This window comes from Herbidospora sakaeratensis (genome assembly GCF_001570525.1).
In the GTDB taxonomy this organism is placed as follows: domain Bacteria; phylum Actinomycetota; class Actinomycetes; order Streptosporangiales; family Streptosporangiaceae; genus Herbidospora; species Herbidospora sakaeratensis.
Map to the genome: position 1 here is coordinate 263119 of NZ_BBXC01000014.1, position 25543 is coordinate 288661.

The window sequence follows — 25543 nt, forward strand, 5'->3', positions numbered from 1 at the left end:
CGTCGTCGCCATGACGACGATCGAGGAGTATCCGCCGGAGGTCCTGAACGCCCAGCCCCTCGGGGCCTGGACGGGCGAGGCCTACCGGCGGGTGGTGGGCGCGATCCGCGCCGAACTGGCGGTCGAGGGCCTGACCCAGCCCCACTGGTGGACGGTCAACCACGCGGCCGGTTCACCCGGCCGCTGGACCCGCGCCGAGCTGGTCGAGCGCCTGTCGGCGTGGGAGGACCTCGGCCTCGACTTCGACCAGATCTTCGACGACCTGGTCCACTGGGGCTGGCTGACCGAAGACGACGGCCGCATGACGTTGACGGCCGGGGGAGAGGCCGGGCGGCAACGGGCCCGGGCACGGCTCTCGCCGGTCCTGGAGAAGACCCGGGCGGGCATCGACCCGGACGACTACGTGACGACCATCAACGTGCTGCGGCGCGTGGTCGCCAACCTGGGCGGCGACGGCGACCTGCCCGGGTAGAAGCGCCTGAGCGCTTCGGGGTCCGGCCCCCGCGCCGCCGTTGCTCACCTGCCCGGACGTGCGGAGACCGGGCCCCGCGGGGAGCCCGGTCCGGTGTTTCGGGTGGCAGGCCATCGGCGGACCCGCCCGGTGTCCGGTCAGGCGGCGGCTTCGTCGGCCTTGCCCTCGCCGGGGAGCCTGACGTCGTCGACGGTCACGTTGACCTCGACGACCTCCATGCCGAGCATCTGGGCCACCGAGGTGGCCACGCTCGACTGGACCTCGGCGGCGACCTCCATCACGACGTGGCCGTAGAGGATGACGATCGTGATGTCGATGGCGACCATGCCGTCCTGGATCTCGGCCCGCACGCCCTGGTTGGCGCGCTTGGAGCCGAGCCCGATGCGGTCGCGGACCGACTCGAACGCGCGGGCCAGGTCGCCGCCCAGGTCGGCGACGCCGGGGACCTGCATGGCGGCCAGGGCGGTCACCTTCTCGACGACCTCGTCGGCGACGGTGATCTTGCCTTTCAGGCCCGCGACGGAGATCTGGGGAGCGGCGGCGCTCTCCTCGGCGACGGGGGCTTCTTCCTCGGAGGGGGTCTCGTTCTGGTGCTCGTACGCGACGTCGGTCACACGATCATCTCCTCAGGTCAGCAGGATTCTGCCGGAAGATCGAAGGGTTTGTCCGGCGTTAGGCCCGGTCGGCGGGGGTGGCATGACCTGGTCCCCCTATGCTGGCCGACATGACAGACGTGCCCGACGCCTTCGGACGGCTCTGGACGCCGCACCGGATGGCGTACATCAAGGGGGAGAACAAGCCGACCGGGCCGGGCGCCGGTGACGGGTGCCCGTTCTGCGAGATCCCGAAGATGGACGACGCCGACGGGCTCATCGTGGCCCGGGGCGAGGTCGTGTACGCCGTCCTGAACCTCTACCCCTACAACTCCGGCCATCTGATGGTCTGTCCCTACCGCCACGTGCCCGACTACACCGACCTCGACGCCGCCGAGACGGCCGAGCTGGCCGAGTTCACCCAGAAGGCGCTCCTCACGCTGCGCGAGGCGAGCGGGGCGCAGGGGTTCAACGTCGGCATGAACTTGGGCCACGTCGCGGGCGCCGGCATCGCCGCCCATCTCCACCAGCACGTCGTGCCCCGATGGGGCGGCGACACGAACTTCATGCCGATCGTCGGGCACACGCGCGTTCTACCACAGCTGCTCCGGGACACCCGGGAGTTGCTCGCGCGGGCATGGCCCGAGAAAACGTCGTAAGGCTGCACTACCCTGCCTCGGGTGACGGATGGGTTCTCTGGTGACGCCGTAGGCCGTGTGCTGGGCACACAGTCTGCCTCGCCCCTGTCGTTCTGGATCGGCCTGGAGCCGGGGAAGGTCGTGCAGCTCGACGAGGTGGTGGTGACGCGGCGCGAGGTGCCGGGCCACGGGCCGGTGCTGGTCGCCGGGGTGGTCACCCACGTCGAGGCCCGCCATGAGGGCGCCGCCTACGACTCCGACGTGTTCCTGATCTCCGAGGGCTCGCTGCCGGCGGCCGTCGTCGAGGTCGCCGAGGTGCGGGTCACCCGCGTCGAGCCCGAGGTGTTCGTGCCGCCGCTGCCGGGCGCGCCGGCCTACCGGGCCAAGGGGGCCGACCGCGACCAGGCGCTCTACTTCGACGTGATGGAGCGCCGGGTGCCGATGGGCCTCGGCCGCGACGGCGAGCCCGCCTTCCTGAACTTCGACTTCCTCGACGGCACCCGCGGCGCCCACGTGTCGATCTCCGGGGTGTCGGGCGTGGCGACCAAGACCTCGTTCGCGACGTTCCTGCTCTATTCGGTGTTCAACTCCGGGGTGCTCGGCCCCGAGGCGGCCAACACCAAGGCGCTGATCTTCTCCGTCAAGGGTGAGGACCTGCTGTTCCTCGACCACGCCAACACCCGCGTCGACGACACCGCCCGCGCCGCCTACGCCACCCTCGGGCTGCCCGCCCAGCCGTTCAGGAGCGTCCACGTGTTCGCGCCGCCGCGCCCCGGCGACGTCCACGGAGTGCCCCACGTCACGGCCCGCACCAAGGGCGTCAGCTCCTTCTACTGGACGCTGGCCGAGTTCTGCGACGCCGAGCTGCTCCGCTACGTGTTCGCCGACGCCGACGACGAGAAGGCGCAGTACAGCCTGCTGATCGGCCAGATCGCGGCGCGGCTGAAGATCCTGGCCGAGCCGCTGGGCGACTCGGGCGCGGTCAAGGTCGACGACGTCGAGTGCCGCACCTACCCGCAGCTGGTCGACCTGATCGACGAACGGCTGGCCGACGAGTCGACCCGCGCCGCCTGGACCGGCTTCCCGGCCTCGCTCGGCACGGTCAACGCGTTCCTGCGGCGGCTGCGCAGCTCGATCAGGTCGCTCACCCCGATCGTGCGCGGCGACCTGCCGGCCGGGCGGCCCCACTCGATCGGCGTCTCCGACGCCCAGGTCACCATCGTCGACCTGCACAACCTGCCCGAACGCGCCCAGCGGTTCGTGGTCGGCGTGGTGCTGCGCGGGGAGTTCGCCCGCAAGGAGCTGTCGGGCTCGGCCCGCCCACTGCTCTTCGTGGTCTTGGACGAGCTCAACAAGTACGCCCCTCGCGACGGCGACTCCCCGATCAAGGAGATCCTGCTCGACGTCGCCGAGCGCGGCCGCTCCCTCGGCGTCATCCTCATCGGCGCCCAGCAGACCGCCTCCGAGGTCGAGCGGCGCATCGTCGCCAACTGCGCCGTCCGCATCGCCGGGCGGCTCGACCCCGCCGAGGCCACCCGCTCGGAGTACGGCTGGCTGACCGGCACCGCCCGCGACCGGGCCACCATCGCCAAGCCGGGCACCATGTTCGCGGTCCAGCCGGAGATCCCCGTACCGCTGGCCGTGAACTTCCCGTTCCCCGCCTGGGCCACCCGCCCGTCGGAGGCCGGAGCGGCTCCCGCATCCGCCCTGACCACGGCGACCCACGATCCGTTCGCGGGGCTGCCCGCACCCGAAGACGACATCCCCCCGTTCTGAAAGGCGTGCCATGAAGATCCTGCACACGGCCGACTGGCACGTCGGCAAGGTCCTCAAGGGCCGGGGCCGGCACGACGAGCACCGCGCGGTGCTCTGGGAGCTGGTCGGGGTGGCCCGGCGTGAAGACGTCGACCTGGTGCTGGTCGCCGGCGACCTGTTCGACACCTCGGCGCCCACGCCCGAGTCGCAGGGTCTGGTCGTCAACGCGCTGATGCAGTTGCGCGAGGGCGGCCGCGAGGTGGTCGTGCTGGCCGGCAACCACGACAACGCGCAACTCCTGGAGGTCTACCGGCCGGTGCTGGGGGCGCTGGGCATCCACGTGTCGGGGTTGTTCCGGCGGCCCGACCAGGGCGGGCTGATCGAGTTCACCGCCCGGACCGGCGAACCGGTGAAGTGCGCGGTGTTGCCGTTCCTGTCCCACCGCCACGTGGTCCGGGCCGCCGAGCTGATCACCGACACCACGGCCGAGCACAACCGCAGTTACGCCGACCGCTTCGGCCGCCTCGCCGAGGCGCTGACCGCCGGCTTCACCGGCGACACGATCAACCTGGTGACCACCCACGGCACCCTCCCCGGCGGGAAGATGGGCGGCGGCGAACGCCAGGCCCAGACGATCTTCTCCTACTACTTCGAGTCGACCGCGTTCCCGCCCACCGCCCAGTACGCCGCCCTGGGCCACCTCCACCGGCGGCAGCAGATGCCGGGCCCGTGCCCGATCTGGTACAGCGGCTCGCCCATCGCCGTCGACTTCGGCGAGGAGAAGAACCAGCCCGGCGTGCTGATCGTCGAGGTCGAGCCGGGCGTGCCGGCGAAGGTGCGCGAGGTGCCCCTGGAGAAGCCGAAGACCCTGACCACCGTCACCGGCAGCCTCGACCGGCTTGAGGCGATGGCCGCCGACCTGGGCGACGCCTGGCTCCGCGTGGTCGTCGCCGAGAAGCCGAGGGCGGGCCTGGCCGACACGGTCAGGGAACTCCTCCCGGGCGCCCTCCAGGTCGACCTGCATCCCGACTTCCGGCCCGCGAGCGTGCGCAGACGCCAGGCGACCGGCGCGGGGCGGGGCCCGCGCGACCTGGTCCGCGAATACCTGTCCGCGTCTGGCAAGGACGTCGAGGCCCTCGGCGCCCTGTTCGACCGCCTCCACGACGAGGTGACCGGCTGATGCGCCCCCTCCGGCTGCACATGGAGAACTTCGGCAGCTTCCGGGCCGCCACCGACGTCGACTTCGCCGAGGTCGACTACTTCGCGCTGGTCGGCGCGACCGGCGCCGGCAAGAGCACCGTCATCGACGCCATCTGCTTCGCCCTCTACGGCAGCGTTCCCCGCTGGGGCAAGGAGAACGTCGTCGCCTACGCGCTGGCCCCCTCGGCCGCCGCCGGAAAGGTCGCCCTGGTCTTCGAGGTCTCCGGCCGCCGCTACGCCGCCGTCCGCACCCTGCTGCGCGACGCCAAGGGCACGGTCCGCACCAAGGAGGCCCGGCTCGACCTGCTCGACCCGTCGATCCCGGCCGACGCCGACCTGGTCGAGCTGACCGCGACCTCCCGCCCGGTGGCCGAAGGCGAACAGGTCGCCGCCGAGGTCGCGCAGGTCACCGGCCTGGAGTACAAGTTCTTCACCCAGTGCGTGGTGCTGCCCCAGGGCCGCTTCGCCGAGTTCCTGCACGCCACCCCGAGCGACCGCCAGGACCTGCTCGTGCAGCTCCTCGACGCCGACGTCTACGAGCAGGTCCGCAAGGCCGCCGTCGCCGAGGAGAGCAAGCAGAACCAGGCCGCCGAGTTCGCCAAGGGAGAGCTCGCCCGCCTCCACGACGCCGACGAGCAGGCCGAAGGGAGCGCCCGCGACCGCGCCGCCGCCCTGCGCTCCCTGTCCGAGCGCGTCGGCGCCGACCTGGAGGAACTCCGCACCCTCGACGAGGCGGCCAAGACGGCCGACGCCGAGCGTGTGACGGTGCTCCGCGCCCTCGCCCAGCTGGGCGCCCTGGCGCTTCCGGGAGAGGTGCCCGGCCTGGCCGAATCGGCCCGCCAGGCCGCCGAACGAGCCGAGACGGCGGCTCGCGACCAGGCCCGCCTCGACGCCCTGGAAGAACAGGCGGAGACCGACCTGGAGGCACTGGGCGACCAGACCGCCCTGCGCCGCGAGCTCTCCGACCTCGCCGACCGCACCCGCCGCACGGCCGAAGCAGAGACGGCCCGCGCCGAGGCCGACACGGTCACCGCCCAGCTGGCCGAGGCCGCCGAGTCCCTGGCCGCGGCCTTCCGCGATTACGAGGAGGCCGACCGCCACCTCACGAAGACCCGAATCGCCCACACCGCCGCCGACCTGGCCCGCACCCTCACGCCGGGCGAGCCGTGCCCGGTCTGCCATCAGCTCGTCACCGGGCTTCCCGGCAGCCCGAGCCCGGACGACGTGCCCGCGCGCGGGGTGAGCGCGCGTCTTGGCGGTTCCGAACCGCACCACTCTGACCGGCCCGCCGATCAGCGGGCCGGTGTCTCCCCGGCTGACGAACTGGTCGCGGCGGAGCGGCGGTTGGCCGAGATCCGGGAGAAGGGCCAGCAGGCGCGCACCCGGCATGACGGCCTCGCGGCCAAGGCCGAGCTCCTCACCGCCCGCGCCCGGGAGCTGGCCACGACCGCCCCGCCCGATCCCGAACGGGCCGCCGCGATCGAGAAGCTGATCGCCGCCATCGACGCGGCCGCCGGAAAGGCCGGGAACATCCGGCGCGACGCCCGTGAGGCCCGTCGTCACGCCGCCCAGGCCGCGCGCACGGTCGAGGAGGCCCGGCGCAAGGCCGAGCAGGCGTGGCGGGATCTCAACGCGGCCCGTGACACCGTCGCCGCCTTCGGGCCGCCGCCGCTCGATCCCGGTGACGTCCACGCCGCCTGGACCGCCCTGCTGGCCTGGCGCGATGACGCCGCGGCCGCGCGCGAACAGGAGGCCGAGCAGGCCGAGGCGCGGTTCGAGCGGGCCCGGGCGACCGCGCAGGAGGCCCGCCGGGTGCTGGCCGAGCGGGTCGCCGAGCACGGCGTCGTGGTGAACGCGGGCGACCGGATCGCCGAGCAGGTCGCCCGGGCCGCCGCGCAGGCCGACGAGAGGCTCGCCCGGGTCAGGGAGGCGCGCGAGCGCGCCGCCGACCTGGCCGAGCGGGTTGCCGGCCATGAGGGGGAGGCGCGGGTCGCCCACGAGCTGGCGCTGCTGCTGCGGGCCAACCAGTTCGAGCGCTGGCTCTGCGCCGAGGCGCTCGAACTGCTCGTCGCGGCCGCGTCCGAGACGCTCAAGGATCTGTCCGACGGCCAGTACGAGCTCGTGCTCGGCGCCAGGGGCGACATCGAGGTCGTCGACTACGCCGAGGCGGGGTTGCGCCGCAGCGCCCGGACCCTGTCCGGCGGGGAGACCTTCCAGGCCTCCCTGGCCCTCGCGCTGGCGCTGTCCGACCAGGTCGCGGGGCTCGCGGCGGCGGCCGCCCGGAGCCTCGACTCGATCTTCCTCGACGAGGGGTTCGGCACCCTCGACCCGGCCACGCTCGACACGGTGGCCGCGACGCTGGAGAAGCTCGCCTCCGGCCATGAACGCATGATCGGCGTCGTCACCCACGTTCCGGCCCTGGCCGACCGGGTTCCGGTCCGGTTCGAGGTCTCCCGCGACGCCTCCGGCTCCCACGTCAGAAAGGTGGTTCGGTGACCACCACGTACCACGCCCCCGGGTTCAGCGTCGATCCCTGGGACCCCGGCTACGGCGCGAGCCTGGCCTTCGAGGCCGAGATGGAGGGCAGCAGCGCCGCCCTCACCCTCGACGTCGAGATCCCCGTCCTCCAATGGCGGCCGATCACCCCCGGCGCGACGGCGAAGGCGCCCGAGACGCTGCTGATCGCCGACGGCGTGCGCCGGATCGACGCCCGGGTCTGGGTCGACGACCCCGAGGGCGGCTTCCCCGCGCCCGGCATCGCGGCCTCCTACGCCGCCGGGATCGTCCGGTGCGGCGAGGGGGCCGAGCCCGTCGCGGTCGAGGTCAGGCGGGGGGTGTTCAGCCCGGCCAAAGGGGTGGCCGACCTGGTGGCGGGGCCGGTGACGTACACCTCCCACGAGGTGACCGGCGACGACGACGGGTCACTGGCGCTGCAGCAGAAACTGACCGAGCTCGAAGTCGACCTGGCCCTCAAATACCGCGCGCAGTCGGGGCATGAGGAACTGCTGGTCGTCGACGGGCCGCTGCGGGGGCGCACCCATCTGCCCAACGCGGTCGGCTACGTGAAGACCCACCACACGTCCTACCTGCCGCCGGCCCAGTCGGCCGTGGTGTCCGACCTCAAGCCGGGCCAGCGCACCCCGGTCTTCTTCATGGGCACGAACTGGAGCCGCTACGCCTGGTACCTGCGGCTGCCCACGATCTCGACGGCCCCGTGGGCCGGCATCGCCCGCTGCGAGGCCGGCGCCGACCTGTCGGCCGAGGACGCCGCCGAGCTCGCCGACCGGGTCACGCTCGCGCTGCCGCCGATGGCGGGGGTCGACTACAAAGACCCGAGGGCGCCGCAGAACCTGGTGCCGATCGGCGGGCTGGAGAAGCTGCTGCGCCACCGGCTAGGCGACGCGCGTCTGCTTTACCGCGCCCTCCGCGCGGCCGCCGTCGCCGGGTGAGGGCCCGTCGAGCTGGATGGCCCTGATCCCGGCGCTCAAAACCAGCGGCACCGCCAGGGCCAGGGCCATCGACAACACGGCCGCGCCCGAGTCGTTCACCAGCATGCCGACACCGCCGCTGACCAGCGCGCCGAGCAGGCCCGCCTTCAGCATGGGCGCCCGCTCGAACGCCACCGGCAGCACCCCGGCCGTCGCCGCGCCCGGCCGCAGCACCGCGAAGACCAGGAACGCCACGGCGGCGATGACGACGGGCATCAGGTTGGGGCTGAGCAGGGTGCCCAGCATGGCGTCGAGCTTGCGCGCGATGACCGGCCAGAACGTGCCGTCGAAGATCTGCCCGACGAACCGGCCCAGGTGGGTGCGCGACCCGGGCGGACGCCGGTAGTCGAGGTAGGCGATGGCCAGCACGGTCACGCCGCCGGCGACGCAGAACAGGCCGAGCTTCCAGATCGACACCCGCCGCCCGGCCACGATGAGCGCGGCGACCGCGATGCCGGGCACGAACGCGATCACGCCGCCGAAGTCGCTGCCGACGCCGGGCCAGCCGCCGAGGATCATCGCGAACACCCCCAGCCCGGCGATCAGGCCGACCGCGAGCGGCCGGCGGCCGTGCCGGACCAGCGTGTCGGCGACGGCCGTGGCGACCAGCAGCACCGCCGTGGCCAGCAGCGCGAACGGGATGTTGCCCAGGCCGTAGTAGCGCGCCCCGACCACGCCGGTGTAGCCCATGACGCTGTTGAGCTGCAGATGCGTACCGGAGAGGAGGTCGCCGAGCAGGACGGCGGCGGTGACGCCCGCGACGACGATGAGCGGCGCGAGGATGTTCTCCGGCCGGGTGAGCCGGGCCGCCCGCAACGCGACTACGCTCAGCACGACGTCGCCGGCGACCAGCCCGCCGACCAGGGTGAGCGTCGGGGCGGGGCCGGTCTCCCAGGGCGTGAGGTTGACCAGGTAGGTCGACACCGGGATCGACGCCAGCGCCACGGCGGCCACCCTGACCAGGCCCAGCGCCGAGCGGCGGCGCAGCAGGAGGAACGCCGCGCCGTAGAAGAGCACCTGCAGCACGGCCAGCGTGGTGAAGAAGACGCCGCCCATGTTCCGGATCGTCTGCCCGGCGGTGTCGGCGTTCCTGAGCCGGTCGACGGCCTCGTCGAGCGGGATCGGCGCGCCCGCCTTCAACGGCTGCCCGATGACGGTCGGCGGGATGGCGGCGGCCTGGCCGACGGCGTCGAACAGGGTCGCGGTCAGGTCGGGCAGGATGATCATGTCGTCGCGGTGGGTCGAGCCCGACCCGAGCAGGCTGGTGCCGGTCGTGCCGGGCGCCCGCATCATGGCCACCCGCAGGTGGGGCACCGAGCCGTGGTCGGCCAGGCCCGCGACCAGCACGGTCGCCGTGGCGGGCAGCTGGGCCAGCACCGCGCCCACCTGGGCGTCGGCCTGCCGGACCGCCGCCGCCCGGTCGGTCGCGGCGAGCGGCTCGGGCTCCTTCGACACCTTGCCGTCGGCGGCGATGTAGGGCCGGATCAGCGTGTCGACGTCGACCGCGATGACCGGCGCCGTCCAGTCGGCGACCTCCTCGACCGTGGCGTGGTAGCGGCCGACGGCGCCCTGGCCGTCGGACAGCGCCAGCACCCCGCCCGGACCGACCGCCATCGTGCCGGTCAGCCGTCCGACCGACCCCGCGGTGGGCACCCCGGCGACCGAGGCGAACCAGCCGAACTCGTGGAGCCGGGTGGTGCCCTCGACCGGCTCGGGCGGCAGCCCGCACCGCTGGCCGACGGCCGACCTTACCCCCGCCGACACCGTCAGCCATCCGTCGTAGGGGCAGGTGATCGTGCCGACCGCCTTCACCGACAACGACCCGACGGCGCTCTCGCCGGCCAGCCGCCACAGGTTGGGGGTGTCACTCTCGGTGACGTCGCTCCACATCAGGCCGGGCACCCCGATGAGCGCCACCTGCCCGGGGCCTTCCGCGCGGGCCGCCGCCGGCGCCCCCCACACGATCGCGACCAGCATGGCCGTGACCATCCCCGCAGCCCACCGCCGCACGGTGTCCCCCTCTGTCGACGCCACCAGGCACACGGCACCGTAGGGGGTCGGCGTGCGCCGCGTCCAGCGTCAACGTCGGCTGATCGTGGAAGGGTTCCGATCATGCGACTAGGACTCGGCCTGCCGTCCATCGGCCACCTCGCCTCACCCGGCTTCATCTCCTCGGTCGCCCGGAGCGCCGAGGCGCTCGGCTACCACTCGTTGTGGGTGGGCGAGCGCCTGCTCGACCCGGTCAAACCACGCAGCCGTTATCCCGGCACCCGTGACGGCGGCCTCCCGGAGGCCATGAAGATCGCCTACGACCCGATCACGACGCTGGCCTTCGCCGCCGCCGTGACCTCCCGGATCACGCTCGGCACCAGCGTCCTGTGCATGTTGCTGCACAACCCCGTCGTGCTGGCCAAGCAGCTGGCCACGCTCGACGTGCTGAGCGGCGGCCGGTTGCGGGCGGGCCTGGGCCAGGGCTGGTCGCTCGACGAGATCGAGGCGGCCGGGAACGCGCCCGGCGGCCAGGGGCGGCGCAGCGAGGAGTTCGTGACGGTGCTCCGGGGGTTGTGGAGCGCCGGGAGGACGTCGTACACGGGGGAGTTCTTCACCGTGCCCGAGACGGCCTTCGAGCCGACGCCGGCGTCCTCCCCGCCCATCTATCTGGGGGTGTACGCCCCCCGCGCCGTCGAACGGGCCGGCCGCCTGGCCGACGGGTGGCTGCCGGGAGGGTTGCCGCTGGAGATGCTGCTGCCCCTGCGCGACACCCTGTTCGCGAGCGCCCGGAAGGCGGGGCGGCCGGAGCCGGAGGTGATCGTGCGGGCCAACGTGCGCTTCACCGGGACTAGGCGGCGGCCCTTCCAGGGCACGTGGGAGCAGGTCGCGGCCGACCTGGCGGCGTTCCGGGACGCGGGCGTCGACGAGGTCTTCCTCGACTTCGTCATGGACGACCCGAGCCTCACGGAGGAGGGCTTCGTCGAGCGCATGGAGCGGGCGGCGCGGATGGGGGAGTGATCAGTCGTCGTCGAGGAGGCGGCGCAGCAGGGCCTCGTCCTCCTCGGCCAGGTCGTCGACGAACCTGCGCAGCACGCCCGAGCGGTCGGACTCGCCCTGGAGCAGGGCGGTCATGCGCTGGGCGACCAGGTCGGCCGGGTCGACCAGGGCGCCGTAGCGGTGGGAGCGGCCCTCGCGCCTGCGGGTGACCGCCTGCTTCTTGTGCAGCCGGGTCAGCGTGGTGACCACGGCGCTGTAGGACAGCCCGCCCTCGGGGGCGACCAGGTCTCTGACCTGGCCCGGGGTGAGGGAGCGGCCGGCCTCGCGCAGGGCCGTCAGGATCGCCGCCTCCAGACCGCCGGGCGGGCGGCGGGCGTCGCGGTCACCGGGGTCCGTGTTCATCGGACCATCACCCTATATCGGGATGTTCCGGATCTAGTGGGAGGCTGAGGGCCGGGAGGTGCGGGGATGTTCGATCACTTCGTGGTCTCGGTGGTGGTCGTGCCGCCGCTGGCCGTGCTCGTGGCCGCGCTGGTCGCGGGGCGGCTCGCCCCGGCGCTGGCCGCGCGGGTGCTGGCCTGGTCGGCCGTGGTGGTCGCGGTGGCCGGGACCGCCAACCTGCTGGTGTTCGCCCTGCACGCGGTCGCCGAGGTCCCGACCGTGGCGCATCTGATGGGGTGGTCCGACCGTGTCGTGCGGGCCGACGTCGCCGAGGTGCCGTGGGTGTCGTGGGGGTCGGCGCCGCTGCTGGCGGCGGTGGTCGCCTCGACGGTGTGGACGCACCGGCGGCACCGCCGCGATCTGCGGGCCGGGCGGTCGTTCCCGCGCCCCGACGGCGACGTCCTGGTGGTCGACGACCCCGCCGTGACGGCCTTCGCGGTGCCCGGGCGGCCGGGCTGGGTGGTGGTCACCAGCGGCATGCGCGCGGCCCTGGACGACCGGCAGTACGCCGCGCTGCTGGCCCACGAACACGCTCATCTCGACGGCGCGCACCACCGGCTGGTGCGGCTCGCGGAGCTGGCCGGGGCCGCCCATCCGGCGCTGCGCTGGGTGAGCGCCAAGGTCGGCTTCCTGGTGGAACGGGCCGCCGACGAGCGGGCGGCGGCCGAGGTGGGCGACCGGCGGCTGGTGGCCCGGGCGGTGGGCCAGGCGGCGCTGGTGGCGGCGGGCCGCCCCGCGCTGGAGCGGGTGCCGAGTGTGCTGCACGCGGCGGCGGGGGCGGTGCCCCGGCGGGTCGCGGCGCTGCTGGCGCCGGAGCGGCGGACGTCCACGCTGCCGGCCCTGCTGCCGATCCTGGTGGCGGTGGGCACGGTCGTGTGGACCGGCGAGGCCGTCGAGGACCTGCGGGAACTGCTGGAACAGGCGGCCGGCTGGCTTGGTTAGGTGAGCCTATGTTAACTTCTACCGCGTGTAGCTGAGCGGTGGGAGTCTCCTTTGTTCGCGAGTTATCTGATCGGCCTGCGTGAGGGCCTGGAGGCGACCCTCGTCGTCTCGGTCCTGGTCGCCTTCCTGGTCAAGAGCGACCGCACCGACCGGTTGCCGCACGTCTGGGCCGGCGTGTTCGCGGCCGTGGCGCTGTCGGTCGGCTTCGGCGCGGTGCTGACCTTCACCGCCGCCAACCTGGGCCACACCGGCCAGGAGCTGTTCGACGCGGTCACCTCGTTGCTGGCGGTCGTCTTCGTCACCTGGATGATCTTCTGGATGCGGCGGGCCGCCCGCATGCTCTCGGGTGAGCTGCGCGGCAAGTTGTCCGAGGCGCTGGAGCTGGGCTCCCTGGCCGTCGTCGTCATGGCGTTCCTGGCCGTGGCGCGCGAGGGGCTGGAGACGGCGTTGTTGTTCTTCGCCTCCGTGCAGGGCGCGACCACCTCGGCGCAGCCGCTGGTCGGCATCACGCTGGGCCTGCTCACCTCGGTGGCGCTCGGCTACGCCCTCTACAGGTCGGCCGTGCGGATCAACCTCACGACGTTCTTCACCTGGACCGGCCTGCTGCTGATCCTGGTCGCCGCGGGGATCTTCAAGTACGGCGTCCACGACCTGCAGGAGGCGAACATCCTGCCCGGCCTGAGCACCTACGCCTTCGACGTCACGGGCGCGCTGCCGCCCGACTCCTGGTACGGCGCGCTGCTCGCCGGGATGCTCAACATCACCCCGCAGCCCAGCGTCCTGGAGACCCTCGCCTGGGCGGTCTACCTGCTGCCGACCCTCTACCTCTTCCTCCGGCCGTCCCGGCCGCAGCTCGCCCCCGCCCGCGTGGCCTGAACAGGAGCACCATGTCCGCCATCACCCGTCTCGCCGCCGGCGTGCTCGCCCTGGCCGCCCTGACGGCCTGCTCGGCCGAAGAACCGGGAGGCCCCGCCACGGCGCAGGCCCCGGCGAAGACCGGCAAGGTCACGGTCGCCGCCAGCGACACCGCGTGCGAGGTCGGCGTCACGGAGCTCGCCGCGGGCACCAGCACGTTCGCCATCACCAACGGCGGCAGCAAGGTCACCGAGTTCTACGTCTACGCCCCGGGCGACCGCGTCATGGCCGAGGTCGAGAACATCGTGCCCGGCCTGACCCGCGAGCTGATCGCCGAGCTGCCCGCCGGGACCTACGAGACCGCCTGCAAGCCCGGCATGGTCGGCAAGGGCATCCGCAACGCGCTGACCGTCACCGGCGAGCACAAGCCGCTGACCGCCGACGCCGCGCTCGCCGAGGCCACGGCCAGCTACAAGCGCTACGTGAAGACCCAGAGCGACACCCTGCTGGTCAAGACGCAGGAGTTCGTCGACGCGGTCAAGGCGGGCGAGATCGACGAGGCCAAGGCGCTGTTCCCGGTCGCGCGCACCTACTGGGAGCGCATCGAGCCGGTCGCCGAGATCTTCGGCGACCTCGACCCCGCCATCGACGCCCGCGAGGCCGACCTGGCCGAGGGCGAGGAGTGGACCGGCTTCCACAAGATCGAGAAAGACCTCTGGATCACCAAGGACATCAGCCAGGACGGCCCGATCGCCGACAAGCTGATCACCGACGTGAAGACCATCGTCGACAAGGCCAACGCGGCCGAGCTCACCCCGCTCAACCTGGCCAACGGCGCCAAGGAACTGCTCGACGAGGTCGCCACCGGCAAGATCACCGGCGAGGAGGACATCTGGTCCCACACCGACCTGTGGGACTTCGCCGCCAACCTGGCCGGGTCGAAGGCGGCGGTCCAGTCGCTGCGCCCGGTGCTGGAGGAGCGCGACGCCGACCTGGTCGCCACGCTCGACGAGAAGTTCGCCGCCGCCGAGGCCGAGCTGGGCGCGCACCAGAAGGGCGACGGCTGGCGGCTGCACGACGAGCTGTCCAAGGACGAGCTGAAGCGGCTCTCCGACGTGATCAACGCGCTGGCCGAGCCGATCAGCAAGATCGCGCCCCTGGTGGCCCACTAGATGATCAGTCGTCGGCAGGTCTTCGGACTGGGGGCGGCCGGGGCCGTCGCGGCGGGCGCGGGCGCGCTCGCCGCCCGCACGCTGCCCGAGGAGCCCCCGGCCAGGGCCCACGTCGAGGAGGTCTTCCCCTTCTACGGCGAGCACCAGTCGGGCATCGTCACCCCCGCGCAGGACCGGCTCCACTTCGTCGCCTTCGACGTCACCACGACCGACCGCGCCGAACTGGCCGAACTGCTCCAGGAGTGGACGGCCGCCGCCGCCCGCCTCACCCAGGGCAAGGAGGCGGGCGCCTTCGGCGCGACCGGCGGCTCCCGCGAGGCCGCGCCCGACGACACCGGCGAGGCGCTCGGCCTGCCGCCCTCGGGTCTGACCCTGACGGTCGGCTTCGGCCCGTCGTTGTTCGACGACCGCTTCGGCCTGGCCGCCAAGCGCCCGGCGGCGCTGGCCGACCTGCCGAAGTTCTCCGGCGAGACGCTGATCCCCGAGATCTCGGGCGGCGACGTCTGCGTCCAGGCGTGCGCCCACGACCCTCAGGTGGCCGTGCACGCCATCCGCAACCTGGCCCGGATCGGCTTCGGCCGGGTCTCGGTGCGGTATTCGCAACTCGGCTTCGGCCGCACCTCCTCGACCTCCCGCGCCCAGGCCACCGCCCGCAACCTGATGGGCTTCAAAGACGGCACCAACAACCTCAAGCTGGAGGACGCCGACCTGCTGCGTGAGCAGCTCTGGGCCGCCCCCGGCGACGGCGCGGCCTGGATGGCCGGCGGCAGCTACCTGGTCACCCGGAAGATCCGGATGACCGTCGAGACCTGGGACCGCACCTCGCTGCGCGAGCAGGAGGAGATCTTCGGCCGCGACAAGGGCGAGGGCGCCCCCGTGGGCAAGCAGCACGAGTTCGACCCGGTCGACCTGACCGCGATGCGCCCCGACGCGCACGTCCGGCTGGCCCACCCGTCGGCCCACGGCGACGCCCACCTGCTGCGGCGCGGCTACAACTACGTCGACGGCTCCGACGGCCTGGGCCGCCTCGACGCCGGCTTGTTCTTCATCGCCTACCAGCGCGACCCGCGCACCCAGTTCGTGCCGATCCAGGAGACCCTGGCCAAGTCCGACCCGCTGAACGAGTACATCCGGCACGTGTCGAGCGGCCTGTTCGCCTGCCCGCCCGGGGTCGCGGACGCCGGCGACTACTGGGGCCGCACGCTGTTCGCCTGACGGGGAGGGCCGTGCCGGGTGGCATCGGCACGGCCCCGCCGCGTCAGGAGGAGTAGACCTCCAGCTCCGACAGCTGCCCCGCCGGCCAGCCGGTGTTGCCGGTGAACCGCAGCCGCACGTACCGCTGGGCCGAGGCGGTGAAGGAGACCGTCACGGTGTTGCCCGAGGCGGGGTTGAACGTCCGCCCCGAGGCCGCCGAGAGGGTCGAGAAGGCCGAGCCGTTGGTGCTGCCCTGGACCTCGATCGTCTGGGTCCGGGTCTGCCACGCCGAGGCCGGCGGCAGCTTCAGCACCACCCGGGAGACCGACGTGGCCGCCCCCAGGTCGACCTGGACCCACTGCGGGAACGCGTTGTTCGGCGACTCCCAGTAGGAGCCCGCGTTGCCGTCGACGACGTTGCCCGACCCGTAGTTCTGCACGTGGCCGCTCTCGGAGGTCGGCTTCCCGGCCGCCAGGTTCACGTTCGCGGCCGGGTCGGTCGTCACGGTCACCGCGCCCGAGGGCTGCGAGAGGGAGTTCTGGCCGTCGCGGGCCCGCACCGTGAACGTGTAGGCGGTGTTCGGGGCCAGGCCGGTGACCGTGTGGGTCAGCCCGGTCGGCGAGGCGACCGGCTCGCCGTTCTGGAGCACCTGGTAGCCCGTCACCGCGACGTTGTCGACCGAGGCCGTCCACGACAACGACACGCTGGTGGCGGTCTTGCCGGTGACGGTCAGGTTGCCCGGGGGAGTGGGGGGAGTGTTCTCCACCGCGTCGGTCGCGTAGACCTCCAGCTCCGACAGCTGCGCGGCGGGCCAGCCGGTGTTCGCGCTGATCGTCACCCGCACGTAGCGGGCGCTCAGCGCGGGGATCGTGATCGTCGCCTGGTTGCCGGTCGCGGCGTTGAAGGTGACGCCGATCGGGCCGGTGACCGTCGTCCAGGTGCTGCCGTTGGAGCTCACGGCGAGGGTGAGCGTCTGCACCCGCGACCCCCACGCCGCGTTCGGCGGCAGCTTGAGCACGGCCCGGCCGAGGATCGAGGCGGCTCCGAGGTCGACCTGGAACCACTGCGGCAGGGCGCCGGAGCTCTCCCAGTAGGTGGAGGCGTTGCCGTCGACGGCGTTGGCGGGCACGAAGCCGTTGTTGGTGCTGCTGGCGCTCGTCGCCTTGTTCAGCGCCAGGTTGCTGTCGCCGCCGGGCGGCGGGCCGCCGGTCGTCGGCTGGGTCGGGCGGATCGCCGTCAGCGCGATCTGGCCCTTCAGCATGCGCCCGCCGTCGGCGGTGATGCGCAGGTAGTAGTCGGAGGAGCAGAACGTGCCGTCCTCGTCGAGCGCCAGGATGCCCGACCCGGCGGGCACCCACGCCTGGGTCTCGGCGGTCTTGGCGATCTGGTTGCCCTCGTTGTACTCGTCGAACATCGAGATGTAGATGCCGTGCGACCCGGCGCGGATGGTGTTGTAGAACATCCGCCACATGAAGTCGCCGTGGGCGCGGGCCCGCGACTGGAGATCACCGGGCATCACGCAGGGCTGGTAGTCGATGCCCAGCGCGTTGCACTCGGCGACGTCGCCGACGGTGGCGTTGGCGTAGTAGCTGTCGAGCTCGGCGATGGTCCTGGCCCGGCCGACCATCCACGGCGAGATCATGTTGAAGGCGCGGTAGACGTTCTCGAAGCCGGGGCGCGAGTCGTTGATGCCCTGCCGCCACCAGGTGGGCACGCCGCCGATGACGTAGCAGCCCTGCGCCTTGAACCAGTTGATCACTTCGAGGCAGGGGGCCGGGGTGAACGGGCGGCTCGGCTCGCTGAAGCCGAAACCCCAGATGCACACGACGGGCTTGCCGTTCTGCCGGGCGTACATGGGGCTCTGGGTGTATGCCGACATCTTCGTCGTCCAGTCGGTCTTGATCTCCGATTGGAAGGCGAGCCAGTCGGTGACGTCGTACATGATGTAGAACTTGCGGCCGAACGCCTCGGCGGCCTGGCGCACCTTGGCGGTCATGCCGTCGCGGATCGGCCCCTCGGCGCCGTTGGGGTTGAAGCGCTGCAGGGCGGCGGTGTCGCAGCCGTTGTCGCGCATCCAGCGGAAGTGGGTGTCGATCGTCTGCTGGTCCCAGGAGGAGAACAGGCTGGCGGTCTGGCCGTTGTTCAGGTTCTGGTAGAGCGTCGGGTAGGTGCGTGTGTAGTCGCGGTTGTCCGGCCACGACACGATCGTGGTGTTCGACGGCGAGGGCGGGACCGTGTTGTCGTGGCCGCTCCAGTGCCACCACCGGTCGATCGGCGAGCCGTCGCCCCGGCAGGCGAACCAGCCCTGGTAGCCGACGGTGATCTTGCCCACCACGTCGCCGGGTGGACTGGCCGCATACGCCGGGCCGCTGGTCAGATGGGTCGAGGTCGCCGCGATGGCGGACGCCGAGATGGCCGAGGCGAGGAAACTACGGCGCGAGACAGCCACGTCCGATGATCCTTTCTGGCAAGGACCGGGCGGACGCTACCCGGTGAGGGGGGTGCCCTCATCCTGACAGGATCGGATCATCGGACGCAATAACTGAGCAAAAACTTGCAACTTTTTGGAGGCAGATTCAGGGCGCGAGCCACGGCCGGCCTGCGGCCGTCCGCGTCTCGCTTTATCCCACGCGTGCGGAGGCGGGTGTGCTCTCGTTGTAGAGGCGGTCGAGCGAGGTCACCTGGTAGGCGCCGTTGGCGCGGGTCTGGAACGACGAGCGCGTCGTCACCGCGACCAGCTCGCACGAGTTGCCCGAGCCCCGGTAGACCGCGTAGGCGCGGGCCCCCGGCACGCCCGTCCAGGTCAGCGTGCCGCCCGCGGCGCGCAGGTTCTTCACCGGGCCGAGCGGCCTGGTGGGCAGCCCCTTGATCAGCGGCAGCAGCGCCGGGCGCTGGTAGTACTGCTCCTGGATCCGGGTCATCACCTTCAGCGGGTTCTGCACGACCTGCTTGGCGCTGAAGTAGACGTCGCCCTCGATCTCGGGGTAGCGCTTGTTGACCGCCAGGTGCGACGGGATCTCGTTGGGCCGGTTCCAGGCCCCGCCGGTGCCGATCTGGTAGAGCCCCTGGCCGATGTAGAGGTCGACGCCGCTGCCCTTGACCGCGTTGGCCCACCAGGGCGCCAGCACGTCGTAGTCGGCCGCGGCGAAGCCCCGGTTCCAGTAGAGCTGCGGGGTCAGGTAGTCGACCGTGCCCGCCTTGATCCACGCCTTCGGGTCGGCGTAGATCGCGTCGTAGGCCGACATGCCGGTGGTCTTGGAGCCGGTCGGGTCGTTGCTCTTGTTGCGCCAGATCCCGAACGGGCTGATGCCGAACTTCAGGTAGGGCTTGGCCCGGTGGACGGCCTTGTCGACCTGCGCCACCAGCTGGTTGACGTTGGCGCGCCGCCAGTTGGCCAGCGACTTGCCCTCGCCGAACTTGTTGTAGGCGGCGGTGTCGTTGAACTTCGTGCCCTGGCCCGGATAGGGGTAGAAGTAGTCGTCGAAGTGCACGCCGTCGATGTCGTAGCGGTTGACCACGTCCATGATCACCTTGGTGACGTGGTCGCGGACCGACGGAAGCCCGGGGTTGTAGTAGAGCCGCCCCTCGTGCTTGACCACCCAGCCCGGGTGCTGCCGGGCCGGATGGTTGGCCGGCAGGGCGGCGATGTTGTCGCTGTAGGCGGCCCGGTAGGGGTTGAACCAGGCGTGGAACTCCATGCCCCGCTTGTGGGCCTCGCTGATCAGGAACGGCAGCGGGTCCCAGCCCGGGTTCTTGCCCGCCTTGCCGGTCAGGTACTGCGACCAGGGCTCGAGCGACGACTTGTAGATGGCGTCGGAAGCCGGCCTGACCTGCACGAACACCGCGTTGATGCCGCGCGCGGCGGCGGTGTCGAGCATCTTGGCGTATTCGGCGCGCTGCGTGGCGGGCGACAGGCCCGCCTTCGACGGCCAGTCGATGTTCTGCGTCGTCGCGATCCACATGCCGCGCATCTGGCGTTTGGCCGCCGGGCAAACGTCCTTCTTGGCCGCGGTCACGTAGCTGGCACGCTCCAATTCCGGCTGGGACGCCTCCGGGACGAGCAGGTAGGCCCCCGCGGAAGCGGTCGCGGCCACGGCGACGCCGGCGATCAACTGTCGTTTCACTTGCCCTCCCCGAACGCGATGGCTGTCACAGTCTGGCATCGCATTGGCAATGCTTCGCCCGTATAGCGAAATTCGTCATACGAGGCGGATGTGACTCCACACAACGCGCGGGGAAATGCCCCGGCGCCGTTCAGATGAAACGAACGGCGCCGGGAACCCGCTAATCAGCGGGGGTGGCGACCTTTCCGGCGAGGTGGGACGGCAATGGTTCATAACGCAGGAAAGCGCGGGTGAACGTGCCGGTTCCGTGTGACATCGACCGTAGATCTATTGCGTATCGGGTGATTTCCAGTTCCGGCACCTCGGCCCGGACCAGCGTCCGGCCGACCCCCACGGGCTCGGTGCCCAGCACCCGTCCGCGCCGCGACGACAGGTCGCTCATGACGTTGCCGACGTAGTCGTCGTCGACCAGGACCGACACCTCGTCGACCGGTTCGAGCAGCAGCGCCGGCACCTTCGCGGCGGCCTCGCGCAGGGCCAGCCCGCCCGCGATCTGGAACGCCATGTCGCTGGAGTCGACCGAGTGGGCCTTGCCGTCGTACAGGGTGACCCTGATGTCGACCATCGGGTAGCCGGCCACCACGCCGCGCTCCATCTGGCTGCGCACGCCCTTCTCGACCGACGGGATGAACTGGCGCGGCACCACACCGCCGACGATCTTGTCGACGAACTCGAACCCCGAGCCCGAGGGCAGCGGCTCGATCTCCAGGTGGCAGATGGCGTACTGGCCGTGGCCGCCGGTCTGCTTGACGTTGCGGCCCATGCCCTGGGCCCTGCCGCCGAAGGTCTCGCGCAGCGGCACCCGCAGGTCGATCTTCTCCACCTCGACTCCGTGACGCCGCGAGAGCCGGTCGAGCAGCACGTCGGCGTGGGCCTCGCCCATGCACCAGAGCACCAGCTGCCGGGTCTCGGCGTTGTTCTCCAGGCGCAGCGTCGGATCTTCGGCCACCAGGCGGTTCAGCGCCTGGGAGAGCTTGTCCTCGTCGGCCTTCGACCTGGCCCTGATGGCGATCGGGAGCAGCGGCTCGGGCATCTGCCAGGGCTCCATGAGCAGCGGGTTGTCCTTCTCGGACAGGGTGTCGCCGGTCTCGGCGTGGCCGAGCTTGGCCACCGCGACCACGTCGCCGGCCACGCACTTGCCCACCGGCCGCTGGGTCTTGCCCAGGGGCGAGGACAACGCGCCGACGCGCTCGTCGATGTCGTGCTCGTGCTGCGGCACGTGCCCCGAGACGTGCACGGTCATGTCGGGCCGCAGGGTGCCCGAGAAGACGCGCACCAGGCTGATGCGACCCACGTAGGGGTCGCTGGTCGTCTTGACCACCTCGGCCACCAGCGGCCCGTCGGGGTCGCAGCGGCACACCTTGACGCTCGTGCCGTCTATGGTCGTGACCTCCGGCAGCCGGTGCTCGGGCGGGCACGGGAACCCCTGGGTGATCACTTCGAGCAGTTCGGGCATGCCCACGCCCGGCGCGGTCACCAGCACCGGGTGGAAACTGGCCCGCGCGACCGCCTTCTCCAGGTCGTCGATGAGGACCTTGGTGTCGATCTCCTCGCCTTCGAGGTAGCGGTCCATGAGCGATTCGTCCTCGCTCTCCTGGATGATCCCCTCGATGAGCGACCCCCGGTACATCTCGATCAGCTCGACCTGGTCGGGATCGGGTTCCCTCTCGGTACGGGCGCCGCCCGCGTAGTCGAACACGCGCTGCGACAGCAGGCCCACGAGCGCGTCGCCGCCCACCGGCAGGTAGAGCGGCGCGACCCCCTCGCCGAAGGCGTCCTGGCAGGCGGTGAGGACCGCGTCGAAGTCGGCCCGCTGATGGTCGATCTTGGTGATGACGACCGCGCGCGGCATGCCCACGCTCGCGCACTCGTCCCAGAGCTGCCGGGTCAGCCCGTCGACCCCGTCGGTGGCGGCGACGACGAACAGCGCCGCGTCGGCGGCCCGCAGGCCGGCCCGCAGGTCCCCGACGAAGTCGGCGTACCCGGGCGTGTCGAGCAGGTTGATCTTTATCCCGTTGTGGGTCAGCGGCGCGAGGGCCAGGTTCACCGACCGCTGCTGGCGGACCTCGACCTCGTCGAAGTCGCTGATGGTGGTGCCGTCTTCGACCCTGCCCGTGCGCGGGATGGTGCCGGTCGCCGCGAGCAGCGCCTCCACCAGGGTCGTCTTCCCCGATCCGGAGTGGCCGACGAGCACGACGTTGCGCACCATGTCCGGCTGGTCGGCCGATGGTGCCCTGCCCGCGGCTCCCGATGTCCCTCCGTTTGCCTTCTCCGCCACTTTCGCCTCCTGGATTGGAGGGGAGGCCGCAGGCCGCGTGAGCGACCGGCGGCCGCCCGGCCGCCTGCTGTGACGCGCCCCCGCACCCCGATCGGAAAGGCGCGTGTAACCCACCCTTAACCGATGTGGCCCAGATCACAAGGGCTCAAGCGAGATATGGGCGGCCGAAGGCCGTCCGTATCTCGCGTTATGAACCTGACGGGGGCGATGCCCTACGATCAGGACCGCCATGCTGAACGTTCTGCGTCCCGCCATGACCAGGCTGATGAGCCCGCTGGGCCGGTTCCTCGCGCGCCATGGCGTCACTCCCAACATGATCACCGCCGCCGGCACGCTCGGCACGGTGGCCTCGTCCCTGTGGTTCTACCCACGGGGAGAACTCATCCTGGGCAGCTGGGTGATCACCTTCTTCGTGCTGGCCGACCTGCTCGACGGCATCCTGGCCCGGATGACCAAGGGCTCGACCTGGGGCGCCTTCCTCGACTCGACCCTCGACCGGGTCGCCGACGCGGGCGTCTTCTCCGGCCTGATCATCTATCTGGTCCTCGACGGCCAGCGGGTGCTGGCCCTGGGCGGCCTGCTCTGCCTGGTCGGCGGCGCGGTCGTCTCCTACGCCAAGGCGCGGGCCGAGGGGCTCGGCATGACCGCCAACGTCGGCATCGCCGAGCGCGGAGAGCGATTGCTCGTCGTGCTCGTGGTGGCCTTCCTCGACGGATTGGGCGTGCCGTACGTTCTGGCTGTGGGTCTTTGGGGGCTGGCCGTCGCCAGCGTGATCACTGTGGGGCAGCGCATGCACGTCGTCTACCGGCAGGCGGTGGAGCATGACGCTCACTGACCGGATCGTCGCGTCGGCCTACATGGTCGGCTGGGCCATCGTCCGCCACGTCCCGGAGAAGGCCGCCGCCGTGGTGTTCCGGGCGATCGCCGACGTCATGTGGCGGCGCCGGGGCAAGTCGGTCAGGCGGCTGGAGTCGAACCTGGCCCGGGTGACCGGCGGCGACGAGGCCTCGCTCCGCGCGCTCTCGAAACAGGGCCTGCGGTCCTACATGCGTTACTGGATGGAGGTCTTCCGGCTGCCGAGCATGGATCCCCAGCAGATCCACGCCCGCACCCACTCCCACGGCGAGAACCTCATCTTCGACACCGTCGCCTCCGGGCGCGGGGTCGTGATCGCGCTGCCCCACATGGGCAACTGGGACGCCGCCGGGATCTGGCTCGTGCAGAGCGGCCACCCGTTCACGACCGTGATGGAGCGCCTCAAGCCCGAGATCCTCTTCGAGCGGTTCGTCGCCTTCCGGACCGCCATCGGGATGGAGGTGCTGCCGCTGACCGCCAAGGGCGGCGGCACCGCCCACGCCTTCGGCACCCTGGCCCAGCGCACCCGCGCCGGTGGCGTGGTCTGCCTCCCGGCCGACCGCGACCTGACCGAGAGCGGGGTCGAGGTCGACTTCTTCGGCGCCCGCACCCGCATGGCCGCCGGGCCCGCCCTGCTGGCGCTCCAGACCGGGGCGGCGCTGCTGCCGGTGATCGTCTACTTCGACGGCGCCGACTGGGGTTTAGACGTTCATCCGGAAGTGCCCGTGCCGGACGAGGGGACCCGGCAGGAGAAGGCGGCCGCGCTCACGCAGGGCATGGCGGCGGCCTTCGAGAAGGGCATCGCGGAACACCCTGACGACTGGCACATGCTCCAGCGGCTCTGGCTCGACGACCTGGAACCGAGGGAGCCCCGCCCGTGAGGATCGGGATCGTCTGCCCGTACATGTGGGACGTCCCGGGAGGCGTGCAGGCCCACGTGCGCGATCTGGCCGAGGCGCTGATCGACGACGGGCACCGGGTCTCGGTCATGGCGCCGGCCGGTGACGACGCGCCGCTCCCGGCCTACGTGGTGTCGGCCGGGCGGGCCGTGCCGGTGCCCTACAACGGGTCGGTGGCCCGGCTCACCTTCGGGTTCCTGTCGGCCAACCGGGTCCGCAAGTGGATCCGCGAGGGCCGCTTCGACGTGCTCCACGTCCACGAGCCGGCCGTGCCGTCGGTGGGTCTGCTGGCCTGCTGGGTCGCCCGGGGCCCGATCGTGGCGACCTTCCACGCCTCCTACGAACGCTCGCGGGCCGTCTCGGTGACCGCGCCCGTGCTGCACACCGCCCTGGAGAAGATCACCGGCCGGATCGCCGTCTCCGACGCGGCCCGCAAGACCCTGGTCGAGCACATGGGCGGCGACGCCGTGCTGATCCCCAACGGGGTCACCGTCGACCGCTACGCCGAGGCCGAGCCCCTCCCGGGCTGGGGCCCCGACGGGACCGTCCTGGGCTTCCTGGGGCGCATGGACGAACCCCGCAAGGGCCTGGCCGTGCTGCTGGAGGCGTTCGCGAAGCTGGGGGAGGAGCGGCCCGGCGTGCGGCTGCTGGTCGCGGGCCCCGGCGACGCCGACGACGTCTACGCCAAGCTGCCCAAGAGCCTGCATGACCGCGTCGAGCTGCTCGGCATGGTCAGCGAGGCCGACAAGATCCGCGCCCTCCACTCCGTCGACGTCTTCGTCGCCCCCAACCTGGGCGGCGAGAGCTTCGGCATCGTGCTGACCGAGGCCATGTCGGCCGGCGCGACCATCCTGGCCAGCGACATCCCGGCCTTCCGCAGGGTGCTGGGCGACGGCCAGGCCGGGGCCCTGTTCGCCACCGGCGACGCCGCCGCGCTGGCCCGCGAGGCGGGGAAGCTGCTCGACGACCCGCAGCGCCGGGCCAAGTACTCCGACGAGGCCCGCCTCGCGGTCCGCAAATACGACTGGTCGACCGTCGCCCGCGACGTCCTGCGGGTCTACGAGACCGTCACCGGCGCCCCGGTCGGCGTGGAGGACGAGGAGTGAACACCACGGTCATCCTGGTCGTCGGCGTGGTGATCGTGCTGACGGCCGTCTACATCTCGTGGCGGGCCGGGCGGCTCGACCGGCTGCACATCCGCCTGGAGACCGCCCACGCCGCCCTCGACGCCGCCCTGCTGCGGCGGGCCGCGGTCAGCCTGGAGCTGGCCGGCTCGCGGCTGCTCGACCCGGCCACGTCGCTGGTGCTGGCGGCGGCGGCCCACGAGGCGCGTACGGCCGGCCCCGACGAGCGCGAGCACGCCGAGAGCGACCTGTCGCGCACCCTGCGGGCGGTGGTCGACCAGGAGACCTTCGCCGAGAGGGTGCGGGCCCCAGAGCTGCTGGCCGAGCTCGACGCCTCGGTGGCCAAGGTCGTCTACTCGCGGCGGTTCTACAACAACGCCGTCGACGTCACCCGGGTCGCCCAGCGCCGCTTCCTGGCCCGGGTGCTGCGGCTGGCCGGGCACACGCCCTACCCCGAGTTCTTCGACATCGACGACGATCCTCCGAAGGCCATGGCGGGCGCCTGACCGACTTGACGGACTCTGA

General features: G+C 72.0%; 21 protein-coding genes. 15 read left to right on the forward strand and 6 right to left on the reverse strand.

The features are described 5' to 3' along the window. Nucleotides 1–10 precede the first annotated feature (10 nt). Complete coding sequence (locus tag AW271_RS23845) at nucleotides 11–472, forward strand: winged helix DNA-binding protein (protein WP_062339803.1); 462 nt, start codon at nucleotides 11–13, stop codon at nucleotides 470–472. A 137-nt stretch (nucleotides 473–609) separates the two neighbouring features. Here the strand turns inward: AW271_RS23845 and AW271_RS23850 are convergent, their stop codons facing one another. After that, entirely contained in the window at nucleotides 610–1086 is a 477-nt protein-coding gene (locus AW271_RS23850) for an Asp23/Gls24 family envelope stress response protein (protein WP_062339804.1), read from the reverse strand. Nucleotides 1087–1196: 110 nt separating this feature from the next. Here AW271_RS23850 and AW271_RS23855 point away from each other — a divergent pair, with 110 nt between their 5' ends. The 5 genes from AW271_RS23855 to AW271_RS23875 are packed head-to-tail and all read left to right on the forward strand — an operon-like array spanning nucleotide 1197 to nucleotide 8107. Next, the gene (locus tag AW271_RS23855) at nucleotides 1197–1724 is read left to right on the forward strand and encodes an HIT family protein (protein ID WP_245653170.1); all 528 of its coding nucleotides are present in this window, start codon (nucleotides 1197–1199) and stop codon (nucleotides 1722–1724) included. Between the two features lie 57 nt (nucleotides 1725–1781). Continuing rightward, nucleotides 1782–3479 carry an ATP-binding protein gene (locus AW271_RS23860; RefSeq protein WP_245653171.1) on the forward strand — a complete coding sequence of 566 codons (1698 nt, stop codon included), beginning with the start codon at nucleotides 1782–1784 and terminating at the stop codon, nucleotides 3477–3479. Between the two features lie 10 nt (nucleotides 3480–3489). Beyond that, nucleotides 3490–4638, forward strand: coding sequence for a metallophosphoesterase family protein (locus tag AW271_RS23865; RefSeq protein WP_062339807.1), 1149 nt, complete (start codon nucleotides 3490–3492; stop codon nucleotides 4636–4638). Then, nucleotides 4638–7154 (forward strand): AAA family ATPase, encoded by a 2517-nt coding sequence (locus tag AW271_RS23870; RefSeq protein ID WP_062339808.1) that lies wholly within the window; start codon nucleotides 4638–4640, stop codon nucleotides 7152–7154. Before AW271_RS23865 ends, AW271_RS23870 begins: the two co-directional genes overlap by 1 nt. Beyond that, nucleotides 7151–8107: a hypothetical protein gene (locus tag AW271_RS23875; RefSeq protein ID WP_062339809.1), complete on the forward strand. Its 957-nt coding sequence runs from the start codon at nucleotides 7151–7153 to the stop codon at nucleotides 8105–8107. The genes AW271_RS23870 and AW271_RS23875 overlap by 4 nt, the downstream gene beginning before the upstream one ends. Here AW271_RS23875 and AW271_RS23880 read toward each other — a convergent pair. Then, nucleotides 8051–10156 carry a hypothetical protein gene (locus AW271_RS23880; protein ID WP_157554564.1) on the reverse strand — a complete coding sequence of 702 codons (2106 nt, stop codon included), beginning with the start codon at nucleotides 10154–10156 and terminating at the stop codon, nucleotides 8051–8053. The genes AW271_RS23875 and AW271_RS23880 overlap by 57 nt on opposite strands. A gap of 102 nt (nucleotides 10157–10258) precedes the next feature. On the opposite strand from AW271_RS23880, the gene AW271_RS23885 reads away from it, so the two are divergent. Further along, nucleotides 10259–11155 (forward strand): LLM class F420-dependent oxidoreductase, encoded by an 897-nt coding sequence (locus AW271_RS23885; protein ID WP_062339811.1) that lies wholly within the window; start codon nucleotides 10259–10261, stop codon nucleotides 11153–11155. Here the strand turns inward: AW271_RS23885 and AW271_RS23890 are convergent, their stop codons facing one another. Then, complete coding sequence (locus tag AW271_RS23890) at nucleotides 11156–11536, reverse strand: BlaI/MecI/CopY family transcriptional regulator (protein ID WP_062339812.1); 381 nt, start codon at nucleotides 11534–11536, stop codon at nucleotides 11156–11158. It lies immediately after the preceding gene. Nucleotides 11537–11602: 66 nt separating this feature from the next. On the opposite strand from AW271_RS23890, the gene AW271_RS23895 reads away from it, so the two are divergent. The 4 genes from AW271_RS23895 to efeB are packed head-to-tail and all read left to right on the forward strand — an operon-like array spanning nucleotide 11603 to nucleotide 15759. Next, nucleotides 11603–12517, forward strand: a complete 915-nt coding sequence (locus AW271_RS23895) for a M48 family metalloprotease (RefSeq protein WP_062339813.1) — start codon at nucleotides 11603–11605, stop codon at nucleotides 12515–12517. Nucleotides 12518–12568: 51 nt separating this feature from the next. Next, a complete protein-coding gene (gene efeU / locus AW271_RS23900; RefSeq protein ID WP_062339814.1) occupies nucleotides 12569–13393 on the forward strand; it encodes an iron uptake transporter permease EfeU in 825 nt (274 codons plus the stop codon). Nucleotides 13394–13404: 11 nt separating this feature from the next. Then, the gene (gene efeO, locus AW271_RS23905) at nucleotides 13405–14544 is read left to right on the forward strand and encodes an iron uptake system protein EfeO (RefSeq protein WP_062339815.1); all 1140 of its coding nucleotides are present in this window, start codon (nucleotides 13405–13407) and stop codon (nucleotides 14542–14544) included. Then, on the forward strand, nucleotides 14545–15759 hold the full coding sequence (efeB, locus tag AW271_RS23910) for an iron uptake transporter deferrochelatase/peroxidase subunit (protein WP_062339816.1): 1215 nt from the start codon (nucleotides 14545–14547) through the stop codon (nucleotides 15757–15759). A 43-nt stretch (nucleotides 15760–15802) separates the two neighbouring features. Here the strand turns inward: efeB and AW271_RS23915 are convergent, their stop codons facing one another. The 3 genes from AW271_RS23915 to AW271_RS23925 form a co-directional block, all read right to left on the reverse strand. Beyond that, nucleotides 15803–18187, reverse strand: coding sequence for a galactose-binding domain-containing protein (locus tag AW271_RS23915; protein WP_062339817.1), 2385 nt, complete (start codon nucleotides 18185–18187; stop codon nucleotides 15803–15805). A gap of 172 nt (nucleotides 18188–18359) precedes the next feature. Continuing rightward, the gene (locus AW271_RS23920) at nucleotides 18360–19862 is read right to left on the reverse strand and encodes a glycoside hydrolase family 10-like protein (RefSeq protein ID WP_245653172.1); all 1503 of its coding nucleotides are present in this window, start codon (nucleotides 19860–19862) and stop codon (nucleotides 18360–18362) included. Between the two features lie 160 nt (nucleotides 19863–20022). Then, complete coding sequence (locus AW271_RS23925; protein WP_062339818.1) at nucleotides 20023–22140, reverse strand: elongation factor G-like protein EF-G2; 2118 nt, start codon at nucleotides 22138–22140, stop codon at nucleotides 20023–20025. A 229-nt stretch (nucleotides 22141–22369) separates the two neighbouring features. On the opposite strand from AW271_RS23925, the gene pgsA reads away from it, so the two are divergent. Genes pgsA through AW271_RS23945 form a run of 4 tightly spaced genes read left to right on the forward strand, consistent with a single transcriptional unit; the run spans nucleotide 22370 to nucleotide 25524 of the window. Further along, the gene (gene pgsA / locus AW271_RS23930; RefSeq protein ID WP_062339819.1) at nucleotides 22370–22975 is read left to right on the forward strand and encodes a phosphatidylinositol phosphate synthase; all 606 of its coding nucleotides are present in this window, start codon (nucleotides 22370–22372) and stop codon (nucleotides 22973–22975) included. Beyond that, entirely contained in the window at nucleotides 22962–23876 is a 915-nt protein-coding gene (locus AW271_RS23935) for a phosphatidylinositol mannoside acyltransferase (protein WP_062339820.1), read from the forward strand. The genes pgsA and AW271_RS23935 overlap by 14 nt, the downstream gene beginning before the upstream one ends. Then, nucleotides 23873–25000: a glycosyltransferase family 4 protein gene (locus tag AW271_RS23940; protein ID WP_062339821.1), complete on the forward strand. Its 1128-nt coding sequence runs from the start codon at nucleotides 23873–23875 to the stop codon at nucleotides 24998–25000. The genes AW271_RS23935 and AW271_RS23940 overlap by 4 nt, the downstream gene beginning before the upstream one ends. Continuing rightward, nucleotides 24997–25524 (forward strand): LemA family protein, encoded by a 528-nt coding sequence (locus AW271_RS23945; RefSeq protein ID WP_062339822.1) that lies wholly within the window; start codon nucleotides 24997–24999, stop codon nucleotides 25522–25524. The genes AW271_RS23940 and AW271_RS23945 overlap by 4 nt, the downstream gene beginning before the upstream one ends. The last annotated feature ends 19 nt before the right edge of the window (nucleotides 25525–25543 follow it).

What these genes read in the sequence shown, in the direction of transcription:
- AW271_RS23845 (WP_062339803.1), top strand. Translation starts at nt 11, where the DNA reads ATGACGACGATCGAGGAGTATCCGCCGGAGGTCCTGAACGCCCAGCCC.
- AW271_RS23855 (WP_245653170.1), top strand. Translation starts at nt 1,197, where the DNA reads ATGACAGACGTGCCCGACGCCTTCGGACGGCTCTGGACGCCGCACCGG.
- AW271_RS23865 (WP_062339807.1), top strand. Translation starts at nt 3,490, where the DNA reads ATGAAGATCCTGCACACGGCCGACTGGCACGTCGGCAAGGTCCTCAAG.
- AW271_RS23870 (WP_062339808.1), top strand. Translation starts at nt 4,638, where the DNA reads ATGCGCCCCCTCCGGCTGCACATGGAGAACTTCGGCAGCTTCCGGGCC.
- AW271_RS23885 (WP_062339811.1), top strand. Translation starts at nt 10,259, where the DNA reads ATGCGACTAGGACTCGGCCTGCCGTCCATCGGCCACCTCGCCTCACCC.
- AW271_RS23890 (WP_062339812.1), bottom strand. Translation starts at nt 11,536, where the DNA reads ATGAACACGGACCCCGGTGACCGCGACGCCCGCCGCCCGCCCGGCGGT.
- AW271_RS23895 (WP_062339813.1), top strand. Translation starts at nt 11,603, where the DNA reads ATGTTCGATCACTTCGTGGTCTCGGTGGTGGTCGTGCCGCCGCTGGCC.
- efeO (WP_062339815.1), top strand. Translation starts at nt 13,405, where the DNA reads ATGTCCGCCATCACCCGTCTCGCCGCCGGCGTGCTCGCCCTGGCCGCC.
- efeB (WP_062339816.1), top strand. Translation starts at nt 14,545, where the DNA reads ATGATCAGTCGTCGGCAGGTCTTCGGACTGGGGGCGGCCGGGGCCGTC.
- pgsA (WP_062339819.1), top strand. Translation starts at nt 22,370, where the DNA reads ATGCTGAACGTTCTGCGTCCCGCCATGACCAGGCTGATGAGCCCGCTG.
- AW271_RS23935 (WP_062339820.1), top strand. Translation starts at nt 22,962, where the DNA reads ATGACGCTCACTGACCGGATCGTCGCGTCGGCCTACATGGTCGGCTGG.